The sequence below is a fragment of the Hyphomicrobium sp. genome, assembly GCF_019753045.1.
GTDB lineage: Bacteria > Pseudomonadota > Alphaproteobacteria > Rhizobiales > Hyphomicrobiaceae > Hyphomicrobium_B.
This window is the reverse complement of record NZ_JAIELN010000022.1, coordinates 55051-73942: the sequence shown is the minus strand read 5'-3', so window position 1 is coordinate 73942 and position 18892 is coordinate 55051. Positions and strand designations below refer to the sequence as shown.

Genomic DNA, 18892 nt, shown 5'->3' with positions numbered 1-18892 from the left:
GCGATTTTTTGTTGTCTTTGGAATGCGATCTCCGGCTTGACGGCCGGACGGCCATCACGTATTCCGAGCGTCGTGACGGCGGGCGCTTCGGCGCCCGTCACTTTCTGGATTGCGGGAGTAGCTCAGTTGGTTAGAGCGCCGCCCTGTCACGGCGGAGGCCGCGGGTTCAAGTCCCGTCTCTCGCGCCATTTCCTTTCTGAATGGAGATGGCGCTTCAATCCTGGCGAGATCCTCGGCGGAGCCGCCCAAGACCATCCCGACACCGCGAAAGCTTAGATTTCCGTTCGAAGCCGCACGCACGGCTTAGCCAAGTCGGCAATCGTCAGGTCCCGGCATGCGCTTTGGCGGCGGTCAACGGCGGAAATCAATCATCGCTCACCGTCGCTCCAAGAGCGATGGAACTCGTGCCGGTGCTGGAGCATGTCGATGGTCTTGACGGCTTCCGGGCTGGCCGCCGCGATCACGAATGCAATGATCGTCTCCAGAAGCGACATCAGCGCGACGCTCGACGCAAAGAATTGCGTCGTAATCATCGGAACGACAAACCGGTGACCCGCCCCCGTCAGAATGGGGGAGGCAGGGCTGTCCGAAATGCCGATGACCGTGATGCCCCGCGAAACCGCCAACTCCACGGCGTCGACGACTTCGTGCTGATAGGGCTTGAATGCCATGGCAAGAAGGACGTCGCTCGTCGCCGCCCGCGCCAGACCATCTGTAGGCAGTAGGCCGTCACGCGGGATGGCTGTGACTTTGCCGATGGCCAGGCTCGCGATGTAGGCAAAGTACGCGGCAATCGAATTGGCCATCCCCGTACCCAAAACGTAGGTCGTCGGCGCATGGACGATATCGTCTGCCGCGGCCTTGATGGCGATTGATGTCGTCCCTGAAAATTGCCGTTCGATGTTGGCGATCGAGGCCGTGGCGATCTCGGAATAAAGTCCCGCGAGTTTGCCGTCTTGGGCGAGGGATTGAAGCCAGCGGACTCGGTCGGGGAAATCCTCCTGGCCCTTGATGACCTTTTCCCGGAATGGCTTGCGGAAATCTTCGTATCCCTCAAAGCCGATGGTTCGGGCCATCCTCACGAGGGTGTTTGGCTTTACGTTCGCCTGCTCGGCCATCTCGCGAATGGAGCTGACGCTGATGAGGTTGGAGTGCTCCAGAACGTGCGTGGCAGCCTTCCTCAGTTCGGGCGTCAGGCCGCCAAGGCTTTTAGCCAGCAGGTCAAGGACCGCAGTGGCGCCTTCTGGTCGAATAAATGACTGATCCATTTGTTCTCTTGGCGAAATAAACGGGTGCTAATTCCAAGCCGCTTGAAAGAAGAGGCTATCGCGCAAACCAAATGACGCCCTGGCGGGCAAAAAAAGAACTGCTGAACGTTATCGGAGGCGACCCCCGAGTCGCTAATAATCTGTACACAGTCGAACATATTGGGAGGCGGTCATCAAGCCCGTCTCCGCACAATCCCGATCTGCGCGCCCATTCGTGACGGCGCTCCCAACCCCTCAAAGCGACCTGCTTTTGGGCCCTTAGCGCGGGCAAACCGAACGGTATTTAGGCAAAAGATCCTGCTTTGTTGCAGAGGCGTCACACTCTGTACCGAGTGCAACGCACATTCGTACTATTTGATTGAATGGCGCACCCGTACCATTACAAAAAAGTATGTCCGGTCTGGGGCGAGTCGCCAAGGCGATACGCAGTCCGGGGTGATGGGTGAATTCGGGGACAGAGGGCGCGGGGCCGCTTCCTCTGCAGAATAGGGGATTTAGATGTTCGGATGCAAAGTCACGGGTGGGGTATGTGCAGCAGCTCTGGCAATGTTTGCCACCGCTGGCATCGCTTCAGCAGAAGACAGACAGTTCGGCTACGCGCTGACAATCACGGGCTCTTCGGATTACTTGTTCCGCGGCATCTCGTACACGAACAATAGCCCAACGGCCAACGTCTACCAGGAATTGACCTACGGCATAGCGTACCTCGGGTTGTGGACCTCATCGATCAACTATAAGAACTCAGACACCGGGTACGACAATGGTTTGGGTCCCTGGGAGCAGGACATCTATCTCGGCATTCGGCCGACAACTGGTCCAGTATCGTGGGACCTCGCAGCGTTTTATTATCTCTACGGCAATCACGCCCCCACAAAGAACTCTGTGTTCGACACTTCCTATCTCGAATTCAAGATCGGCGCGACAACGAAGCTCCGCGAGGGGCTGACAGTGGGTGCAACCGTTTGGCTGATGCCGGATCAGGGCTATGCAGCTACCAGCAACGTCTCGGTTGAGGGCTCCGTTTCCTACGATCTTCCGAAGTATGGCGTGTTCGCTCCTCAGTTTACCGGGTTGGTCGGCTACTCCGATTCCGGAACCAACAGTACCTACACTGAGGGCTACTGGGTTGGTCAACAGTCCTACACCTACTGGAACGCCGGCGTGAAGGTTAACGTCGACAAATACTTCATGGACTTCCGCTACTCCGGCACGACAATCGACCAGAACAACGCAGGTGGAATTTACAGGGGACTTTCTGACGATCGGTTCGTGTTCTCGGCAGGTGTGAACCTTCTTCCGTAACGAGCTTTCGGCCGCGCTCTCACGCGGCCGAGGACGCTGGAGTTTGATCTCTCTCAACGCCCAGCTGAATAGCCGCTGCACGCCCCCGTGCGGCGGCTTTTGTTTGCGCGGTGCTATCGTTCGGTGAAATCGCCGTACCTAACCGCACCTCAAGATCTCTGGCGACGACCTCGACGCTCGATGGCTTCAACGAAAGACGGAGCGAGTTCGAGAGCAGTCCGTCACGACCTTACAACCGTGTTTGAAAGGCGCGCAGTAACTGGCCGTCCCTTAACCGCCCGACGTCCTGCGAATCACTTGAACAGCGATGTGAGTGAGAACGAAGAGGCGACGACGATGGGCGGGTTTTCAGCGACCTGCGGATAAGGTTCGTCGATATAGACGCTGACGCCCGTTGCCCGCATCTCCTTGATCAGCGAAGCGACGTAGGCCCAGCCCTTCGGCTCGAGCCCGAGACACGCTTCCGACATCTCGCCCTTGAGGCGCTCATGAATGGCAATGTTGCCGCGCGCCAGGATTGCAGCCGTCTGCTGCAGGTTGAACTTGTCCCGGTTCCATAGCTTGGTCAGGTAGATCCCGGCAACGTTGCGCTTTGTCTTCGGACCCCAGGTAATGCGCGGGCCCTTATCCGACCCGAACGAATATTCTCCCGGCGGCAGCGGTCCGACCGCACGCGTCGCGAGGCAGTCGGGATCGGGATTGTTCCTGCACACGTCTCTGCCTGAAATTGCCCAGGTGATGGTTTGCCCACGTACGCCCGGGTCATCCGAAATGATGAAAAGCCGGCCGGTCCGGATCGTATAGCCGAGGCGGAAGCGCTGAACGTTGGGTGGAACTTCGTGGACGACATCATCAAAGGGATTGCAGATTTCGCCCCCCGTCAGCTTTCGCGGATAGCCGTTGAGCTGGATGGTCACGTAATCGACGCCCGGTGCGCAGTCCCATTGCGGCAGGGTTTTCTTGTTCGCGACGACGACCGGCGGAGGCACCGTTTTTGACGGCGGCACGACCGCGACCGTCGGCTTCTGGATGACCGGGGGTTGAAAATCGGGAACTACCGGCGCGACGACCTTCGGCAGGTGCCGGATTTGCTCGCATTTGGCAGAGACTTTCGGCGGCTGAATTTGCTTCACTGCTAAACGCCGCGCGACCGAACTCTCGGCCCCAGCCTTGATGTAGGCGAGGATCAGCGCCTGCTGAACTTCAATCTGCTCCTGCGATAATTCGAAGATGCAGTCTTCGTAGATTTGATCGCCAACCTCCCCGAAGAAGTCGGCGATCTGACCCGCCGCCGCGCCCGCGGCCGCTTTCGCTTCCGCATTTACCGGTTGCTGTGCATGGCTGTAATTCGACATCAGCACGAGGCAGGTGAGCGCTGCGAGCAGCGCCGCTTTCATGCGATCCATGGGCATTTTGGAGTAAGCGTGAAACCCGGATGTCCATTCGAATCCGCGCGTCCGCTTACCCCGAAACTCAGGTGCGCGACGGCGCGAAATGTACATCCCTTGGTTCCCGGTTGCGCAGAGATGGTCCATATCTCCCTCGTACCCCGAGAGTCTGGGCAAGAGCGAGGCCGTCCCGATGGATCGGATCATTTCCACATCGATTCGGCATTGGCGGCTCGCTTAAGCTCAGCTCGTGAATAAAACAATCCCGTGCGCGCAGTCGAGCGGTGCGGCGCTTGGAAAGATGATGCACGATGCAAATCTACGTCGACGCGGACGCCTGCCCGGTGAAAGCAGAAGTGGTGCGCGTCGCCACGCGGCACGAGCTCCCCGTGCACATGGTGTCGAACAGCTGGATGCGGATTGAAACGAACCCGCTGGTCAAGCTCGTCGTTGTTCAAGAAGGCCCCGACGCGGCCGACGACTGGATTGCCGAACGCATCGGTCCATCCGACATCGCCGTAACCGCGGATATTTTGCTCGCCGCCCGCTGTCTCAAAGCGGGGGCGCAATGTATCGGGCCCACGGGCAAGACGTTCAGCGACGCCAACATCGGCATGGCGGTCGCGATGCGGGAGATGCAGCGCCACCTGCGTGAAACCGGCGAAAGCCGCGGCTTCAATCCCTCGTTCACGCCGCGAGACCGGTCGCAGTTTTTGCAGGCGCTCGAAAACGCAGTTCAGGCGACGAAGAGAAAAGGCTAGGTGCGCCCCAGTGACGGACGATCTCCATGCCGCCCGCGATCGGCATGGAGAGCAGGAAGTTCCTCCAGGTCAGATGGTCTCGCTGAAGTGGATCATCGCCAGCCCCGGTGACCGCCGAAGCGATGTCCGTAGCCGCCACCGTACCAGCCGCGGCTGCCGTACCAACCGCGCCCACCGTACCAGCGAGGTCCTGGCCCCCAGCGATACGGATAATATCCGGCGTAGTAGGGATATGGCCGGTAATATCGCGGACCGTAATAAGCGGGACCGTAATAAGGACGGCCGTAATAAACGGGTTCATCTTCGTAATAGTCTCGATAGACCGGCGGACCTTCGACAACGGCCGGACGTCCTTCGCAGCACTCGCCGCCGAGATCCGCCGCGTTCGACGCGTGAGGCGTAAAGGCGGTCAAGGCGAGCACGGGAAGTGCATAAATCAGATTTCTCATGAAAATGCTCCCTGCATAAGTGGTTTCAAAAAACGCCACCACCCGTGAATGGTTGCTGAACGAGTGAGGTCAAGTTGATGGAGTTGATCCGTATTAAGAATATTGCTCAGAACATTGGAAAGCGGCGACAGGGTTGGCAGAAGCGCTTAACGAAACATGTATTGGCGCGCATTGGGATATCGCCCGCTAATTCGAATTATTCCTGCAAATGAATAATGAGATCTATTCCGGTAGCGGCGCTTATCGCGTTGAATAAGACCCGCCGTTTGGATCGATCCGCTCAGCAACTCTGATACCCGCGATCTCACTGCGATCTCGCCCGCACGCACTGCAGTCTTCCTTCGGTCAATCGGCGCGACGGAGACCGTACGATCCGGCCCGAAGACACGGCGGAAGCTTTGCGCTGGGATCACCCCGTAGAGCGCAGACTGTTAACGGCGCTCGTTGGGGCGCGCGTGTCCCAGAAGGAAGCAGCCGATTCGAGTGCGATCGCACTCCGGACCGGCAAATCGCATTTGGCGCGCCTCTTCCAGAAAACCGACGCCTGCCGTGTGACAGATTGCCGTCAGGCTCGGGTGCTAAGCCTGGGGGCTAAAAGTTGGCACTTGCGCTTCCCATAGTCTTCAGATGGAGAGGAGCGGGTGGGGAGTTGCGCCTTAGAACGCCGTGGGTTAACACCCCCGTAGCTGCGAAAGCGCTCGGACTCTCCCACGCTAGCGGATTGACGGCGATGATGGATCTTACCTCCCACTACCTTCCGATCGCGATTTTCATCGGTGTCGCGCTGTTCATCGGCGGCGCCCTGATGATTGCACCATTTCTAGTCGCGGTTCGGAACCCGGATCCGGAGAAGGTGTCCGCCTACGAGTGCGGCTTCAACGCCTTCGACGATGCGCGCATGAAATTCGATGTGCGATTCTATCTCGTGTCGATTCTCTTCATCATCTTCGATCTCGAGATCGCATTTCTCTTCCCGTGGGCCGCCGCGTTCAGGGAAATCGGCGTATTCGGCTTCTGGTCGATGATGGTGTTCCTAGGCGTGCTGACCATCGGCTTCATCTATGAATGGAAGAAGGGCGCGCTGGAATGGGAGTGATCATTAAGGACGAGCGTCCGGGTGGCCTGCTCTTGGATCGCGTTTTCGACCGCGCTCAGGAAGGCTCGCCAGGCCTGGTAGCGCCCGCCGCAGACCCCTTCTTCACCGACGTTTCGAACGAACTGGCCGATAAGGGCTTTCTCGTCACGAGCGTCGACGATCTGATAACCTGGGCCCGGACGGGCTCGCTGATGTGGATGACGTTCGGCCTCGCGTGCTGCGCCGTTGAGATGATGCAGACTTCGATGCCGCGCTATGACGTCGAGCGATTTGGCTTCGCCCCCCGCGCGTCGCCGCGGCAGTCGGACGTCATGATCGTCGCCGGCACGTTGACCAACAAGATGGCCCCGGCGCTCCGCAAGGTCTACGACCAGATGCCGGAGCCGCGCTACGTTATCTCGATGGGAAGTTGCGCCAATGGCGGCGGCTACTATCATTATTCCTACGCTGTCGTGCGCGGTTGCGATCGCATCGTGCCGGTCGACGTCTATGTCCCGGGATGCCCCCCGACCGCCGAGGCGCTCCTTTACGGAATTCTGTTGCTGCAGCGAAAGATACGCCGCACCGGCACGATCGAGCGCTAAGTCGAGCTTATTCTTGGAGACCGCCGCTAGATGACGGAGTTAACCGCGCTGCAGGACACTGCGAAGGCGATCGCGGGCGGAGCCCTACGACAGGCCAGCGTCTCCTATGACGAACTCACGATTACCGTTGCCCGCGAAAACATCGTCGAAATCCTCACGAAGCTTCGCGACGATCCGAAATGCCAGTTTGAGGTCCTGATCGACATCTGCGGCGTCGACTATCCCGAACGCGCCGAGCGGTTCGACGTCGTCTACCACCTTCTATCGCCGCGCCTCAATCAACGGCTGCGGGTCAAGATTTCGACCGACGAGGGGACGCCGGTCGCCAGCGTCAACGACGTATTTCCGGCCGCCAATTGGTACGAGCGGGAAGCCTACGACCTCTACGGCATCCGCTTCACGGGTCATCCAGATCTTCGCCGCATCCTGACCGACTACGGCTTCCAGGGCCATCCTTTACGGAAGGATTTCCCGCTCACCGGCTACGTCGAAGTGCGCTACGACGACGAGAAGAAGCGCGTCGTCTACGAGCCGGTGAAGCTGACTCAGGAATTTCGGGATTTCGATTTCGAGAGCCCTTGGGAAAGCCCGAGCCACGTCCTGCCGGGCGATGAGAAAGCCGGCCCGAAGTCGTGAGCGGTCGTAAGTCTGCGCACGGCCTCTGAACCCGTTTTCCTGGCGCCGGTATGGCGGGCATTCGCGGGCTGTCGTTCGAGGGAGAAGACTCGAAGAGGGAATCGGCCTTGAGTGCAATGGGTTCAGCGCGACCTTCGCTTCCAGCCGGGTCGCCGCCGTTCGACGGTGCGCCGGCCGGGAAATCGGATTTATTCGTGGGGCCAGAATCGCAATGCAATTCGAGGTCAGCGTCGCAATCGCGACAGCAATCATGGTCGGAGCCTTCATTCTGGATTGGCCGCGGGCGGTCGCGGGACTGGCGTTGGGCATCATCTGCCGATATCTGCCCTATGGGACGATCTTCATTCCGGCTGGCGTCATCCTCGTCTCGGGCGCGGCGGAATTGCTCTATCCCTGGTTCGGCCGCACGACGGAGCCGCATTTCTGGAGCTTTTTCTTCGGTCTCTTTGCGGTCGCGGGCACCGCTTCGAGCCTCTATATTACGATACGCAACCTTAAAGACCGGCTGTAAGGACTGAGGCCGTGAAAGACACGCTTCACGCTGGCGCCAGAACGCAATTTTCCTATCGTGTGCCGGCGACGAAGACTGTGCCGCACCTCTATCCCGAGGCGCACGAATTCCAGCTGATGCCGACCGTCTTTGCCACGGGCTTCATGGTCGGGCTGATGGAATGGACATGCCTGCACATCATCGCGCCGCACCTCGACGACGGAGAGGGCTCGCTTGGCGTTCACGTAAATGTTTCACACGCCGCTGCCACAGTCCCCGGACAAACGGTAACAGTCGACGCCGAGTGCACGAAGGTCGCAGGTCGCCGGCTTTTCTTTCATGTCAAAGCGCATGATGGGATTGATTTAATCGGCGAGGGCGAGCATCAGCGTATCGTCGTCAACTGGGATAAGTTCGAGCAGCGAGTGAACGACAAGGCGAAGCTCGCCAGACTTGCACCGATTACCCGCGGGACCGTTTGAACCATGGCCGAGACTGAAATCCGCAACTTCAACATCAACTTCGGGCCGCAGCACCCGGCGGCGCACGGCGTGCTTCGCCTCGTTCTCGAACTCGACGGCGAAGTCGTGGAGCGCGTCGATCCGCATATCGGCCTTCTTCACCGCGGCACCGAGAAGCTTATCGAGCACAAAACGTACATGCAGGCGATCGGCTACTTCGATCGTCTCGATTACGTCGCCCCGATGAATCAGGAGCACTCCTTCTGCCTTGCTGCAGAAAAGCTGCTGGGGCTTGAGGTGCCCTACCGCGCCCAGCTGATCCGCGTGCTCTACTCCGAAATCGGCCGTTTGCTGTCGCATCTCTTGAACGTCACGACGCAGGCCATGGACGTCGGCGCTTTGACCCCGCCGCTCTGGGGTTTCGAAGAACGCGAAAAATTGATGGTCTTCTACGAGCGCGCCTCAGGTTCGCGCATGCACGCCAAATACTTCCGCATGGGTGGCGTCCACCAGGACCTGCCCGAGGCGTTGATCGACGATATCTACGCTTGGTGTGACCCGTTCTACAAAGTCATCGACGACATTGACGCGCTGTTGACGGAAAACCGTATCTTCAAACAGCGCAACGTCGATATCGGCGTCGTCACTTTGGATGAAGCCTTCGCGTGGGGCTTTTCCGGCGTCATGGTCCGCGGCTCCGGCGCCGCCTGGGATCTGCGCAAGTCCCAACCTTACGAATGCTATGCCGATCTCGATTTCGATATTCCGATCGGCAAGAACGGCGACTGCTACGACCGCTACCTCATCCGGATGCAGGAGATGCGGGAATCGACCAAGATCATGAAGCAGTGCTGCGAGCTGTTGAAATCGCCGCGCGGTCAGGGTCCGCACGTCGCCGATAACAAGAAGGTCGTGCCGCCGAAGCGCGGTGAGATGAAGCGCTCGATGGAAGCGCTGATCCACCACTTCAAGCTCTACACCGAGGGCTTCCACGTGCCGCCCGGCGAAGTCTACGCCGCGGTCGAAGCGCCGAAGGGCGAGTTCGGCGTCTATCTCGTGTCGGACGGCTCGAACAAGCCCTATCGCTGCAAGATCCGCGCTCCCGGGTTCCCGCATCTCGCGGCAATGGATTTCATCAACCGCGGTCACATGTTGGCGGACGTCTCTGCGATCCTGGGATCCCTCGACATCGTCTTCGGCGAAATCGATCGCTGAAAACGCCCATGGCCCGCGCGATCGAGACATCGATTTTGATCGCGGCGCCGGCCTCACGCGTCTGGTCTGTGTTGATGGACTTCGGCGGCTACCCCGCATGGAACCCGTTCATCCGCAGCATCAAGGGTGAACAGCGAACGGGTGCGAGGCTAGAGGTCAGTATCGAACCCCCGGGGCTTAAAGCACAGACGTTTCGGCCTATCGTTGTCGAGGTCGAGCCCGAGCGGGTCTTCTCCTGGCGCGGATCGCTCCCAATTCCGGGTCTCTTTGTAGGGGTGCATCGGTTCGCCCTCAGCGCGGAAGGTCCGAACACCCGCTTCGAGCACTCGGAACAGTTTTCGGGGATGCTCATCCCCTTCTTCGGTAACGTCCTGGCTGTCACGGAGCGCGGTTTTCGAGCCATGAACGAAGCGCTGAAGGCAAAATCCGAAGCTCGGTAACGGCAGGACGGAGTTGCCGCAAAACGCGCTGGCGAGCGCTTCGGATCATCCCCGGCGGGGGCGGAATCTTATATTTCAGGCCAAGTCACGACACCGTTGACGATCTGTTTCTGGCGGCCGTGCGCCTTCATCCAATCGCGGCCGAGATCGGCGAGAACACAATCGCCGTCAGGCGAATGAATGAAGCTGTCGAAGTCTCTCGCGTATCGCTCGAGCGGCGGGTTGTGGCCGCCGCAAAACTGCTTTTCGGGGTCGAGTGCCGGGTCCATCATTCGAGCCGCCTCGCGGCAGAATGAGCCTCGAAAAATGCCGGGCGAAGTGCCGATATGGTTGCACGGTTGGCGGGTGAATGGGGCCGTCAGGCCGATAAACCTTCGGGACAGGAACTTGCGCCGCATCCCCGACCGCTTTTCTTGGAAGGGCATCGAGAGAACGACCTGCGCGAGTTTCGGATGGCTAGCGAAGGGGGCGGAGAAATCTCCCGCATCTTTGATGGCGAGCCAATCTTCTTCCACATGCATCACGAAAGGGGAGCTGGTCGCAGCCCAGACGCGGACCACTGCTGCGCCGAAGCCCGGTGTCTCGGGCTCGAACACCGTCGCCGTAGGGAAACGCTGCCGGATGATGTGGACGGCTTCCGCCTGATCGTCTTTGGATCCGAAGGCCGGGTCCACGTTGGCGTAGACGTGGCCGATTTCCAACCTCGGAAAAACGTTCTTCGAAAAGCTCGCGATCATCTGCCGTAGAAGTTCGGGCCGGCGGGTCGCAACGATAGTGATGTCGGCTTGCAAGCGGCTGTCCCCCTTCAGTTTTTAGGCGGGTGACACACCATAGCGGCGCACTTGTGGTCGGCTTGTCGCCAATCCGTAACGAGATCGCGCGTTCATCCGTTTCGGCCTGCCATCGTGGCCGGAGTTGCGGCGAAACGCGCTGGCGCTTGTCACGAAGCCCTGGCAGATTGCGGGCGGGGCCGAGCGTCAAAATCAAAGGAGCCGCGTATGCTGCCCGGTGCTGCGCCGATGGTCGACAACTTGTTTCTGCTGGCGGTCGCCGCCGTCGGCTGGGGCTTGAGCCTTGCAACCTATCGGCTTTTTGCCCGCTCTCGGAGCTGGCCGATGGGCGCGTTGCAAGCCGACATGCCGTTCATTCCGGTTCTGATCGGGCTTGGCGGGTTGTTCGCCGGCTTGCTGTTCGCGACGGCGCGCGGTGCCGACGACGGTGGCTGGATGATCATTGCGCTGGGTCTGCTGTTCGCCGGCATTTGGACGGGTTGCCTCCGCGTCGGCTCGCAGCTCGCGCTGTTTCTCGCACCAATCGCTACGTTTCTTCTGCTGCTCGGTTGGCTCGCCGTGCCACTCGGCTTTTCCGAACGCAGGTGGGCAACGGAGCGCCCATCCGAAACGCTTCAGCGCCGCGGAATTCTCGCGCCGGATGCGGGCGCGACGTCGCCAACGCCGCCGCCGAAATCGGCTCCATAGCTTCGCGCTTTTCGTCGCACCTAAATCTCCACTGCGAACAGCGCTTGATGCCCCTCATGGATCGGCAAATGCTTGCTTTGGCGCGGCATTCCTCGTACTGGACCGCGTTGGTGGCTGAGGGTTTAATGTCACTCTGAGAGTCGACATTGCGCGCGACGTGCCGAATCACAGTTTGTGACACGGCCACGTTGTGTATTCGGCGCCATACGACCGACGTTCGAGGAGCCGTGGATGGGCGTTCGCCGACTAAATCCAGTGCAACCTGCACAGTTCGCTTTCACGCCCGAAAATCTAGCGTGGGCGAGCGAGGTGATCGCGAAATATCCCGAAGGCAAACAGGCTTCCGCGATCATTCCGCTGCTTTGGCGTGCACAAGAGCAGGCTGGCGGCTGGCTGCCGGAGCCCGCGATCAGACTTGTCTGCGATATGCTGGGAATGGCCCACATTCGTGGCCTCGAGGTCGCCACCTTCTATACGATGTTCCAGCTCTCGCCGGTCGGAACAAAACTCCACGTTCAGGTCTGCGGCACCACCCCATGCATGCTCCGCGGCTCGCGCGATCTCATCGCCGTTTGCAAGAACCGGATCGACGAGCATTCGCACACGCTGAACGCCGATGGCACGGCTTCGTGGGAAGAGGTTGAATGTATCGGCGTCTGCGCCAATGCTCCGGTCGTTCAGGTCGGCAAGGATACCTTCGAAGATCTGACGCCAGAGCAGCTGAACAAGATTATTGACGGCTTCCTCGCCGGTAAGCAACCGAAGGCCGGATCTCAGATCGGCCGCGTTGCGTCTTGCCCGGTGTCCGGCCCGACCACGTTGACCGATCCGACGCTTTACGACGGCTCGACGATCGGCGCCTGGAAGAAGCGTTTTGAAGAAACGTCGGGCGCCCCCGACATGGCCAACGAAACATCCCCGGCAACACCGGGAGCAGCGGCTGGAAAGCCCCCACCGGTTCACCCTGCAGCGCTGACCGCGATGGCGAATGCCGGCCTCGTCAAGGAGCTCGAAGAGCGGAGCGGCGGCAAGGCGCTTTCCGCGGGCGAACTTGATAAGATCAAGGCGGACATGATCCGCGACAGGGCGATTGCAGGCGCCGCCGCAAGCCAGTCCGTCGAGCCAGAGCTTTTGAAAACGCCGCGCGACGGCAAGGCCGACGATTTAACGCTGATCTCAGGTATCACCGCCGACCTGCGCGATAAGCTTGGCGCAATGGGCATCTGGCATTTCGATCAGATCGCCAAGTGGACGCCGCAGAACATCGCGTGGTTCGAAGTCCAGTTCGATGGCTTCATGGGACGCGTAACGCGTGACAAATGGATCGAGCAGGCGCAGAAGCTCGCATCCGGATCGCGTCCGGAAAGCAAAGCCGGCAAAAGGCCGAAAGGGTAGCGCGCATGCTGCATGATCGCGACCGCATATTCCGCAATATTTACGGCCTCCACGACGTCAGTCTCAAAGGCGCGATGAGTCGGGGCGTGTGGGATGGCACCAAGTTCTTCATCGACAAAGGTCACGACTACATCATCGACGAGGTGAAGAAGTCGGGCCTGCGCGGCCGAGGCGGCGCGGGCTTCCCGACGGGCCTCAAGTGGTCGTTCATGCCGAAGGCCGATGCGCGGCCGAGCTATCTCGTCATCAATGCCGACGAGTCCGAGCCCGGCTCCTGCAAAGACCGCGAGATCCTTCGGCACGACGCGCATCTTATGATCGAAGGCGCGTTACTCGCCTCCTTCGCGATGCGCGCACACACTTGCTACGTTTACGTGCGCGGCGAATACATTCGCGAGCGCGAAGCGCTCCAGCGCGCCATCGATGAAGCCTACGACGCCAAGCTAATCGGCAAGAATAACGTCCACGGCTGGGACTTCGACATTTTCGTGCATCACGGCGCCGGCGCCTATATCTGCGGCGAAGAAACGGCGATGCTCGAAAGCCTTGAAGGCAAAAAGGGCCAGCCGCGCCTGAAGCCGCCGTTCCCGGCGAACGTCGGCCTTTACGGCGCCCCGACGACGATCAACAATGTCGAAAGCATCGCCGTCGCGGGCGAAATCCTGCGTCGCGGATCGGCCTGGTTCGCTGCCCTTGGCAAGCCGAACAACACCGGCACCAAGCTCTTCCAGATCTCAGGACACGTCGAGCGCCCGTGCGTCGTCGAAGAAGAGATGGGCATCCCGCTCAAGGAGCTTATCGACAAGCATTGCGGTGGCATCCGCGGCGGCTGGGATAATCTGCTCGCCGTCATCCCGGGCGGATCGTCCGTTCGCTGCATCACGGCAGAGCAAGCCGAAGCGGTGACGATGGATTTCGACGCGCTGGGCAAGCTCGGCTCGGGTCTCGGTACCGCCGCCGTGATCGTGATGGACAAATCGACGGACATCATCGGCGCGATCCGGCGCATCGCCTATTTCTATAAGCATGAGAGCTGCGGCCAGTGCACGCCGTGCCGCGAAGGCACCGGCTGGATGTGGCGTGTGCTCGAGCGTATGGAGCGCGGCGAAGCTGAAAAACGCGAGATCGATTTGCTGTTCGATGTCACGAAGCAGGTAGAAGGCCATACCATCTGCGCGCTCGGCGACGCGGCGGCATGGCCCGTTCAAGGCCTGATCAACAACTTCCGCTCGGTGATCGAAGCACGTATCGACGATTACCAGGCAAAACATTCACGCATGGCGGCAGAGTAGGCTGCGGAAAAAACGATGGCCAAGCAACTTATTGTCGACGGCAAGCCGATTGAGGTCGAAGACGGCACGACACTGATGCACGCCTGCGAATTGGCGGGCGCAGTCATTCCGCGCTTCTGCTATCACGAGCGGCTGTCGATCGCCGGCAACTGCCGCATGTGTCTGGTCGAGGTCGAAGGTTCGCCGAAGCCGGTCGCGTCCTGCGCCATGCTCGTCAACGATCTGCCGCCGAACAGGGACGGCTCGCCGAAGGTCGTCAACACCGCCTCTCCGATGGTGAAGAAGGCGCGTGAAGGGGTGATGGAGTTTCTGCTCATCAACCACCCGCTCGACTGCCCGATCTGCGATCAGGGCGGCGAATGCGATCTGCAAGATCAGGCGATGGCGTTCGGCATGGGCGGCTCGCGCTATACCGAAAACAAGCGCGCTGTCGAAGAAAAGCACATCGGTCCGCTCATCAAGACGATGATGACGCGTTGCATCCATTGCACGCGCTGCGTTCGCTACATGACGGAAGTCGCGGGCGTCGAGGAACTCGGACTGATCGGCCGCGGCGAAGACGCTGAAATCACGACCTATCTCGAGCAAGGCATCCTTTCCGAAATGAGTGCCAACGCCGTGGATCTTTGCCCGGTCGGCGCGCTGACGCATCGCCCTTGGGCCTTCGCCGCCCGGCCATGGGAAATGGAAACGTTTGAGACCGTCGACGTGATGGACGCGGTCGGTTCCTCGGTCAGCGCCGACGTCCGCGGCGCAGCCGTCATGCGCATCCTTCCGCGCAACAACGACGCCGTGAACGAGGAATGGATCTCCGACAAGACGCGTCACGTGGCGGACGGCCTGAAAACGCAGCGCCTCGATCAACCCTACATCCGCAAGAACGGCCGCTTCGAACCCGCAAGCTGGGATGAAGCGCTGGGTCTCGTTGCCGCGAAATTGAAAGCGGCTTCGCCGGAAAAGATCGGCGCCATAGCGGGCGACCTCGTGGGTGCCGAGGAAATGTTCGCGCTGAAAGACCTTCTCACGCGCTTGGGTGCAACGTCTCTCGATTGCCGCCAGGCAGGCGACAAGCTCGATCCGAAGCTCGGCCGCGCAAGCTATCTCTTCAACTCCGGCATCGAAGGCATCGAAGAGGCCGACGCGATCCTGATCGTCGGCGCCAACCCACGTCTCGAAGCTGCGGTTCTCAACTCACGTATCCGTAAGCGCTGGCGCAGCGCGCCGACGAAAATCGCGCTTGTCGGCGCCAAGGTGGATCTTGCGTACCCTTATGAATATCTGGGCGCCGGGCCAGAAACCTTGGCCGAGATCGCAAACGGCAAGCACCCGTTCGCCGAAGCATTGAAGGCCGCGAGCAAGCCGATGGTCATCGTCGGGCAGGGCGCCTTCGCCCGTGCCGACGGTCTCGCTACGCTGTCGCTCGCAGCACGCATCCTCCTCGCGGCATCTGCCGGGAAAGACGCAGCCTGGAACGGCTTCAATGTCCTGCACACGGCAGCAGCCCGCGTCGCAGGTCTCGATCTTGGCTTCGTTCCGGGGAAGGGCGGCAGGGATGTCGCCGGAATTCTCGGGCCCGATTCAGAGTTCATCTATCTGCTTGGCGCCGATGAATGTGATCTGTCGAAAGTGAGCCCGTCCGCGTTCGTCGTTTACCAGGGAACGCATGGCGACAAAGGCACCGAACGGGCTGATGTCATTCTTCCCGGCGCGGCTTATACTGAAAAGAGCGCAACCTTCGTGAACACCGAGGGCCGCGCGCAGCAGACGCTGAAGGCCGTGTTTCCACCGGGAGACGCGAAGGAAGATTGGACGATTATACGGGCGCTCTCCGAGCGTGCAGGCAGCAAACTGCCCTACGACAGCTTGAAAGAGCTTCGCGCCGCGATGTACCGGACGAGCCCGCAGCTTGCAGCCCTCGATACGATCGAAGTTCGCGCCGTGTCCGGGCTCGAGACGCTTGCCAAACTCGGTGCGCAGCCGTCATCAGCGCCGTTCGCGCCGGTGATCGCTGACTTCTACATGACGAACCCGATCGCGCGATCTTCCGCCGTAATGGCGGGCATGAGCGCGCTTCGGGCGTCTCACCAACAGAAACTCAACGCAGCGGAATAGGGAACATGCTCGACACGCTGCAGACATTCATGAACGACTACGGCTGGAACTTGCTGGTGCTGATCGGCTTTTCCCTGCTCTTGCTGGTCGTGCTCTTGGTCATCATCGCTTTCCTGCTCTTGATGGATCGCAAGGTGTGGGCCGCAGTCCAGATGCGCCGTGGCCCGAACGTCGTCGGACCATTCGGCCTTTTGCAATCCTTCGCCGACCTTCTGAAGTTCGTCCTGAAGGAGCCGATCATCCCATCGGGCTCGGACAAGGTCGTCTTCTTACTGGCGCCGCTCGCAACGGCAACGTGCGCCTTGGCGTCGTGGGCCGTCATCCCCGTCAACGAGAATAGCTGGGGCCGGTGGGTGATTTCCGACATGAACGTCGGAATTCTTTACCTGCTCGCGATCTCGTCGCTCGGCGTCTACGGCATCATCATGGGCGGCTGGGCGTCGAACTCGAAATATCCGTTCATGGGCGCGCTGCGCTCCGCCGCGCAGATGGTCTCCTACGAGGTCTCGATCGGCTTCGTCATTATCTGCGTGCTGCTGTGCGTCGGCTCGCTCAACGTGACCGATGTCGTCAACTCGCAGAAGACCGGGATCGGCACGCACATCGGCCTGACGAACTCGCTGCTCGACTGGAACTGGTTCGCGCTTTTCCCGATGTTCGTCGTGTTCTTTATCTCGGCGCTCGCCGAGACGAACCGGCCGCCGTTCGACCTCGTCGAAGCCGAATCCGAACTCGTTGCGGGCTTCATGGTCGAATATTCCTCGACCCCTTACCTGCTTTACATGCTCGGCGAGTACGTCTCGATAACGGCCATGTGCGCGATGACGACCATCCTCTTCCTGGGGGGCTGGCTGCCGCCGCTGGACATCTGGCCGCTCAACGCCGTCCCGGGCATTTTCTGGTTCCTGATCAAAGTCGTATTCGTCTTCTTCATGTTTGCCATGGTGAAGGCGATGGTGCCGCGGTATCGCTACGATCAATTGATGCGTCTCGGTTGGAAAGTGTTCCTGCCGTTGTCGCTCGTCATGGTCGTCATCACCGCCGCCGTGCTCCAATTCGGAGGCTTCCTCTCATGAGCGTAGCGCGCGCAGTAAAGTCGCTTTTCCTGTTGGAGTTCGTCTCGGCGTTCTTCCTCACGATGCGCTACTTCTTCTCGCCGAAGAAGACGCTGAACTATCCTTATGAAAAAGGCCCGCTGTCGCCCCGCTTCCGCGGTGAGCATGCGCTCCGCCGCTATCCGAACGGCGAAGAGCGCTGCATCGCCTGCAAGCTCTGCGAAGCCATCTGCCCGGCTCAGGCAATCACGATCGAAGCCGGCCCGCGCCGCAACGACGGCACCCGCCGCACGACGCGCTACGACATCGACATGACGAAGTGCATCTATTGCGGACTCTGCCAGGAAGCCTGCCCGGTCGACGCCATCGTCGAAGGGCCGAACTTCGAGTTCGCGACCGAGACGCGCGAAGAACTTTTCTACGACAAGGACCGGCTGCTCGCGAACGGCGACCGCTGGGAACGCGAAATCGCAAAGAACATCGCGCTCGACGCGAAGTATCGATAGAAGGCAAGGCGATGGCATCGGCTCTCTTCTTCTATCTCTTCTCTGTCCTCGCGGTGGCAGCGGGCGCGTCGGTCATTCTGACGAGGAACCCGGTTCACGCCGTCCTGTTCCTCATTCTGGCGTTCTTCAACGCTGCGGGTCTGTTCGTTCTGCTCAACGCCGAATTCCTGGCGATGCTGCTTGTCATCGTCTACGTCGGTGCGGTTGCGGTGCTCTTCCTGTTCGTCGTGATGATGCTCGACGTCGACTTCGCCGAACTGAAAGCCGGCTTCATCAAGAACGCCAAGATCGGCGCTCTGATCGGCGGCCTCGTTCTGCTCGAGCTTCTCGCGCTCGTCGGTTACAAGGGCCTTGCGGTCTCGCCCGTGATGAGCCCAACGTCGCCCGTGCCGGCGGGCATCACCAACACCCGGGCGCTCGGCGAAATCCTCTATACGAAGTACGTCTACTACTTCGAGGGAGCGGGCCTCATCCTGCTCGTCGCGATGATCGGCGCTATCGTCCTGACGCTGAAGCACCGCCAAAACGTCAAGCGCCAGTCCATCAGCGCACAGGTCGCGCGGGGGCCGGCGACCGGCCTTGAAGTGGTCAAGGTCCCGAGCGGCGGCTCGGTCATCCCGCCACCCGCCAAACATCCGGAGGCTGCGGAATGACCATCGGTCTTGGGCATTATCTGGTCGTCGCCGCGTGTCTCTTCACGCTCGGCATCTTCGGCATCTTCCTGAACCGGAAGAACGTCATCGTCATCTTGCTTTCGATCGAGTTGATGCTGCTTGCGGTCAACATCAACTTCGTCGCGTTCGCGCACTTCAACGGCGACCTCGTCGGGCAGATTTTCGCGCTGTTCGTGCTGACCGTCGCCGCGGCCGAATCCGCCATCGGCCTCGCGATCATGGTCGTCTACTTCCGCAACCGCGGTTCCATCGCGGTCGAAGACATCAACATGATGAAGGGGTGAGGCGGG

The 18892-nt window shown here is 60.3% G+C and carries 21 protein-coding genes and 1 tRNA gene; 18 read left to right on the top strand and 4 right to left on the bottom strand.

Annotation, left to right across the window (positions count from 1 at the left end; all coding sequences use genetic code 11):
- Positions 1–111: 111 nt before the first annotated feature.
- Positions 112–188 (top strand) — tRNA-Asp (locus tag K2Q04_RS20410).
- A gap of 180 nt (positions 189–368) precedes the next feature.
- Here the strand turns inward: K2Q04_RS20410 and K2Q04_RS20405 are convergent.
- Positions 369–1268, bottom strand: coding sequence for a MurR/RpiR family transcriptional regulator (locus K2Q04_RS20405; RefSeq protein WP_291167005.1), 900 nt, complete (start codon positions 1266–1268; stop codon positions 369–371).
- A gap of 498 nt (positions 1269–1766) precedes the next feature.
- Here K2Q04_RS20405 and K2Q04_RS20400 point away from each other — a divergent pair, with 498 nt between their 5' ends.
- Complete coding sequence (locus K2Q04_RS20400) at positions 1767–2570, top strand: TorF family putative porin (RefSeq protein WP_291167003.1); 804 nt, start codon at positions 1767–1769, stop codon at positions 2568–2570.
- A 293-nt stretch (positions 2571–2863) separates the two neighbouring features.
- Here K2Q04_RS20400 and K2Q04_RS20395 read toward each other — a convergent pair whose 3' ends face one another.
- Positions 2864–3976, bottom strand: a complete 1113-nt coding sequence (locus K2Q04_RS20395) for a DUF2778 domain-containing protein (protein ID WP_291167001.1) — start codon at positions 3974–3976, stop codon at positions 2864–2866.
- 293 nt (positions 3977–4269) lie between these two features.
- Here K2Q04_RS20395 and K2Q04_RS20390 point away from each other — a divergent pair, with 293 nt between their 5' ends.
- Positions 4270–4719, top strand: coding sequence for a YaiI/YqxD family protein (locus K2Q04_RS20390; RefSeq protein ID WP_291166999.1), 450 nt, complete (start codon positions 4270–4272; stop codon positions 4717–4719).
- Positions 4720–4811: 92 nt separating this feature from the next.
- Here the strand turns inward: K2Q04_RS20390 and K2Q04_RS20385 are convergent, their stop codons facing one another.
- Positions 4812–5168: a hypothetical protein gene (locus K2Q04_RS20385; RefSeq protein WP_291166997.1), complete on the bottom strand. Its 357-nt coding sequence runs from the start codon at positions 5166–5168 to the stop codon at positions 4812–4814.
- A gap of 730 nt (positions 5169–5898) precedes the next feature.
- Between K2Q04_RS20385 and K2Q04_RS20380 the strand changes: the two genes are divergently transcribed.
- The 7 genes from K2Q04_RS20380 to K2Q04_RS20350 all read left to right on the top strand — a co-directional run bounded on the left by K2Q04_RS20380 (position 5899) and on the right by K2Q04_RS20350 (position 10090).
- On the top strand, positions 5899–6264 hold the full coding sequence (locus K2Q04_RS20380; RefSeq protein ID WP_291166995.1) for an NADH-quinone oxidoreductase subunit A: 366 nt from the start codon (positions 5899–5901) through the stop codon (positions 6262–6264).
- A complete protein-coding gene (locus K2Q04_RS20375) occupies positions 6255–6848 on the top strand; it encodes an NADH-quinone oxidoreductase subunit B family protein (protein WP_291166993.1) in 594 nt (197 codons plus the stop codon). Before K2Q04_RS20380 ends, K2Q04_RS20375 begins: the two co-directional genes overlap by 10 nt.
- 30 nt (positions 6849–6878) lie before the next feature.
- The gene (locus tag K2Q04_RS20370) at positions 6879–7484 is read left to right on the top strand and encodes an NADH-quinone oxidoreductase subunit C (protein WP_291166991.1); all 606 of its coding nucleotides are present in this window, start codon (positions 6879–6881) and stop codon (positions 7482–7484) included.
- A gap of 211 nt (positions 7485–7695) precedes the next feature.
- Positions 7696–7995, top strand: a complete 300-nt coding sequence (locus K2Q04_RS20365; RefSeq protein WP_291166989.1) for a hypothetical protein — start codon at positions 7696–7698, stop codon at positions 7993–7995.
- A gap of 11 nt (positions 7996–8006) precedes the next feature.
- The gene (locus K2Q04_RS20360; protein WP_291166987.1) at positions 8007–8456 is read left to right on the top strand and encodes a thioesterase family protein; all 450 of its coding nucleotides are present in this window, start codon (positions 8007–8009) and stop codon (positions 8454–8456) included.
- 3 nt (positions 8457–8459) lie between these two features.
- Positions 8460–9650, top strand: coding sequence for an NADH-quinone oxidoreductase subunit D (locus K2Q04_RS20355; RefSeq protein WP_291166985.1), 1191 nt, complete (start codon positions 8460–8462; stop codon positions 9648–9650).
- Positions 9651–9658: 8 nt separating this feature from the next.
- The gene (locus K2Q04_RS20350; RefSeq protein ID WP_291166983.1) at positions 9659–10090 is read left to right on the top strand and encodes an SRPBCC domain-containing protein; all 432 of its coding nucleotides are present in this window, start codon (positions 9659–9661) and stop codon (positions 10088–10090) included.
- Positions 10091–10158: 68 nt separating this feature from the next.
- On the opposite strand, the gene K2Q04_RS20345 is transcribed toward K2Q04_RS20350, so the two are convergent.
- A complete protein-coding gene (locus K2Q04_RS20345; protein ID WP_291166981.1) occupies positions 10159–10881 on the bottom strand; it encodes a hypothetical protein in 723 nt (240 codons plus the stop codon).
- A 207-nt stretch (positions 10882–11088) separates the two neighbouring features.
- Between K2Q04_RS20345 and K2Q04_RS20340 the strand changes: the two genes are divergently transcribed.
- From K2Q04_RS20340 to nuoK, 8 genes are all read left to right on the top strand, one after another.
- Positions 11089–11568, top strand: a complete 480-nt coding sequence (locus K2Q04_RS20340) for a hypothetical protein (protein ID WP_291166979.1) — start codon at positions 11089–11091, stop codon at positions 11566–11568.
- A 231-nt stretch (positions 11569–11799) separates the two neighbouring features.
- Entirely contained in the window at positions 11800–12963 is a 1164-nt protein-coding gene (nuoE, locus tag K2Q04_RS20335; RefSeq protein WP_291166977.1) for an NADH-quinone oxidoreductase subunit NuoE, read from the top strand.
- A gap of 5 nt (positions 12964–12968) precedes the next feature.
- Positions 12969–14255 carry an NADH-quinone oxidoreductase subunit NuoF gene (nuoF, locus tag K2Q04_RS20330; RefSeq protein ID WP_291166975.1) on the top strand — a complete coding sequence of 429 codons (1287 nt, stop codon included), beginning with the start codon at positions 12969–12971 and terminating at the stop codon, positions 14253–14255.
- A gap of 15 nt (positions 14256–14270) precedes the next feature.
- Positions 14271–16367 carry an NADH-quinone oxidoreductase subunit NuoG gene (gene nuoG / locus K2Q04_RS20325; protein WP_291166972.1) on the top strand — a complete coding sequence of 699 codons (2097 nt, stop codon included), beginning with the start codon at positions 14271–14273 and terminating at the stop codon, positions 16365–16367.
- 5 nt (positions 16368–16372) lie between these two features.
- The gene (gene nuoH / locus K2Q04_RS20320) at positions 16373–17443 is read left to right on the top strand and encodes an NADH-quinone oxidoreductase subunit NuoH (protein WP_291166970.1); all 1071 of its coding nucleotides are present in this window, start codon (positions 16373–16375) and stop codon (positions 17441–17443) included.
- Positions 17440–17928, top strand: a complete 489-nt coding sequence (gene nuoI / locus K2Q04_RS20315) for an NADH-quinone oxidoreductase subunit NuoI (protein WP_291166968.1) — start codon at positions 17440–17442, stop codon at positions 17926–17928. The genes nuoH and nuoI overlap by 4 nt, the downstream gene beginning before the upstream one ends.
- Positions 17929–17939: 11 nt before the next feature.
- A complete protein-coding gene (locus tag K2Q04_RS20310; protein ID WP_291166966.1) occupies positions 17940–18581 on the top strand; it encodes an NADH-quinone oxidoreductase subunit J in 642 nt (213 codons plus the stop codon).
- On the top strand, positions 18578–18886 hold the full coding sequence (gene nuoK / locus K2Q04_RS20305; protein ID WP_291166964.1) for an NADH-quinone oxidoreductase subunit NuoK: 309 nt from the start codon (positions 18578–18580) through the stop codon (positions 18884–18886). Before K2Q04_RS20310 ends, nuoK begins: the two co-directional genes overlap by 4 nt.
- Positions 18887–18892 lie beyond the last annotated feature (6 nt).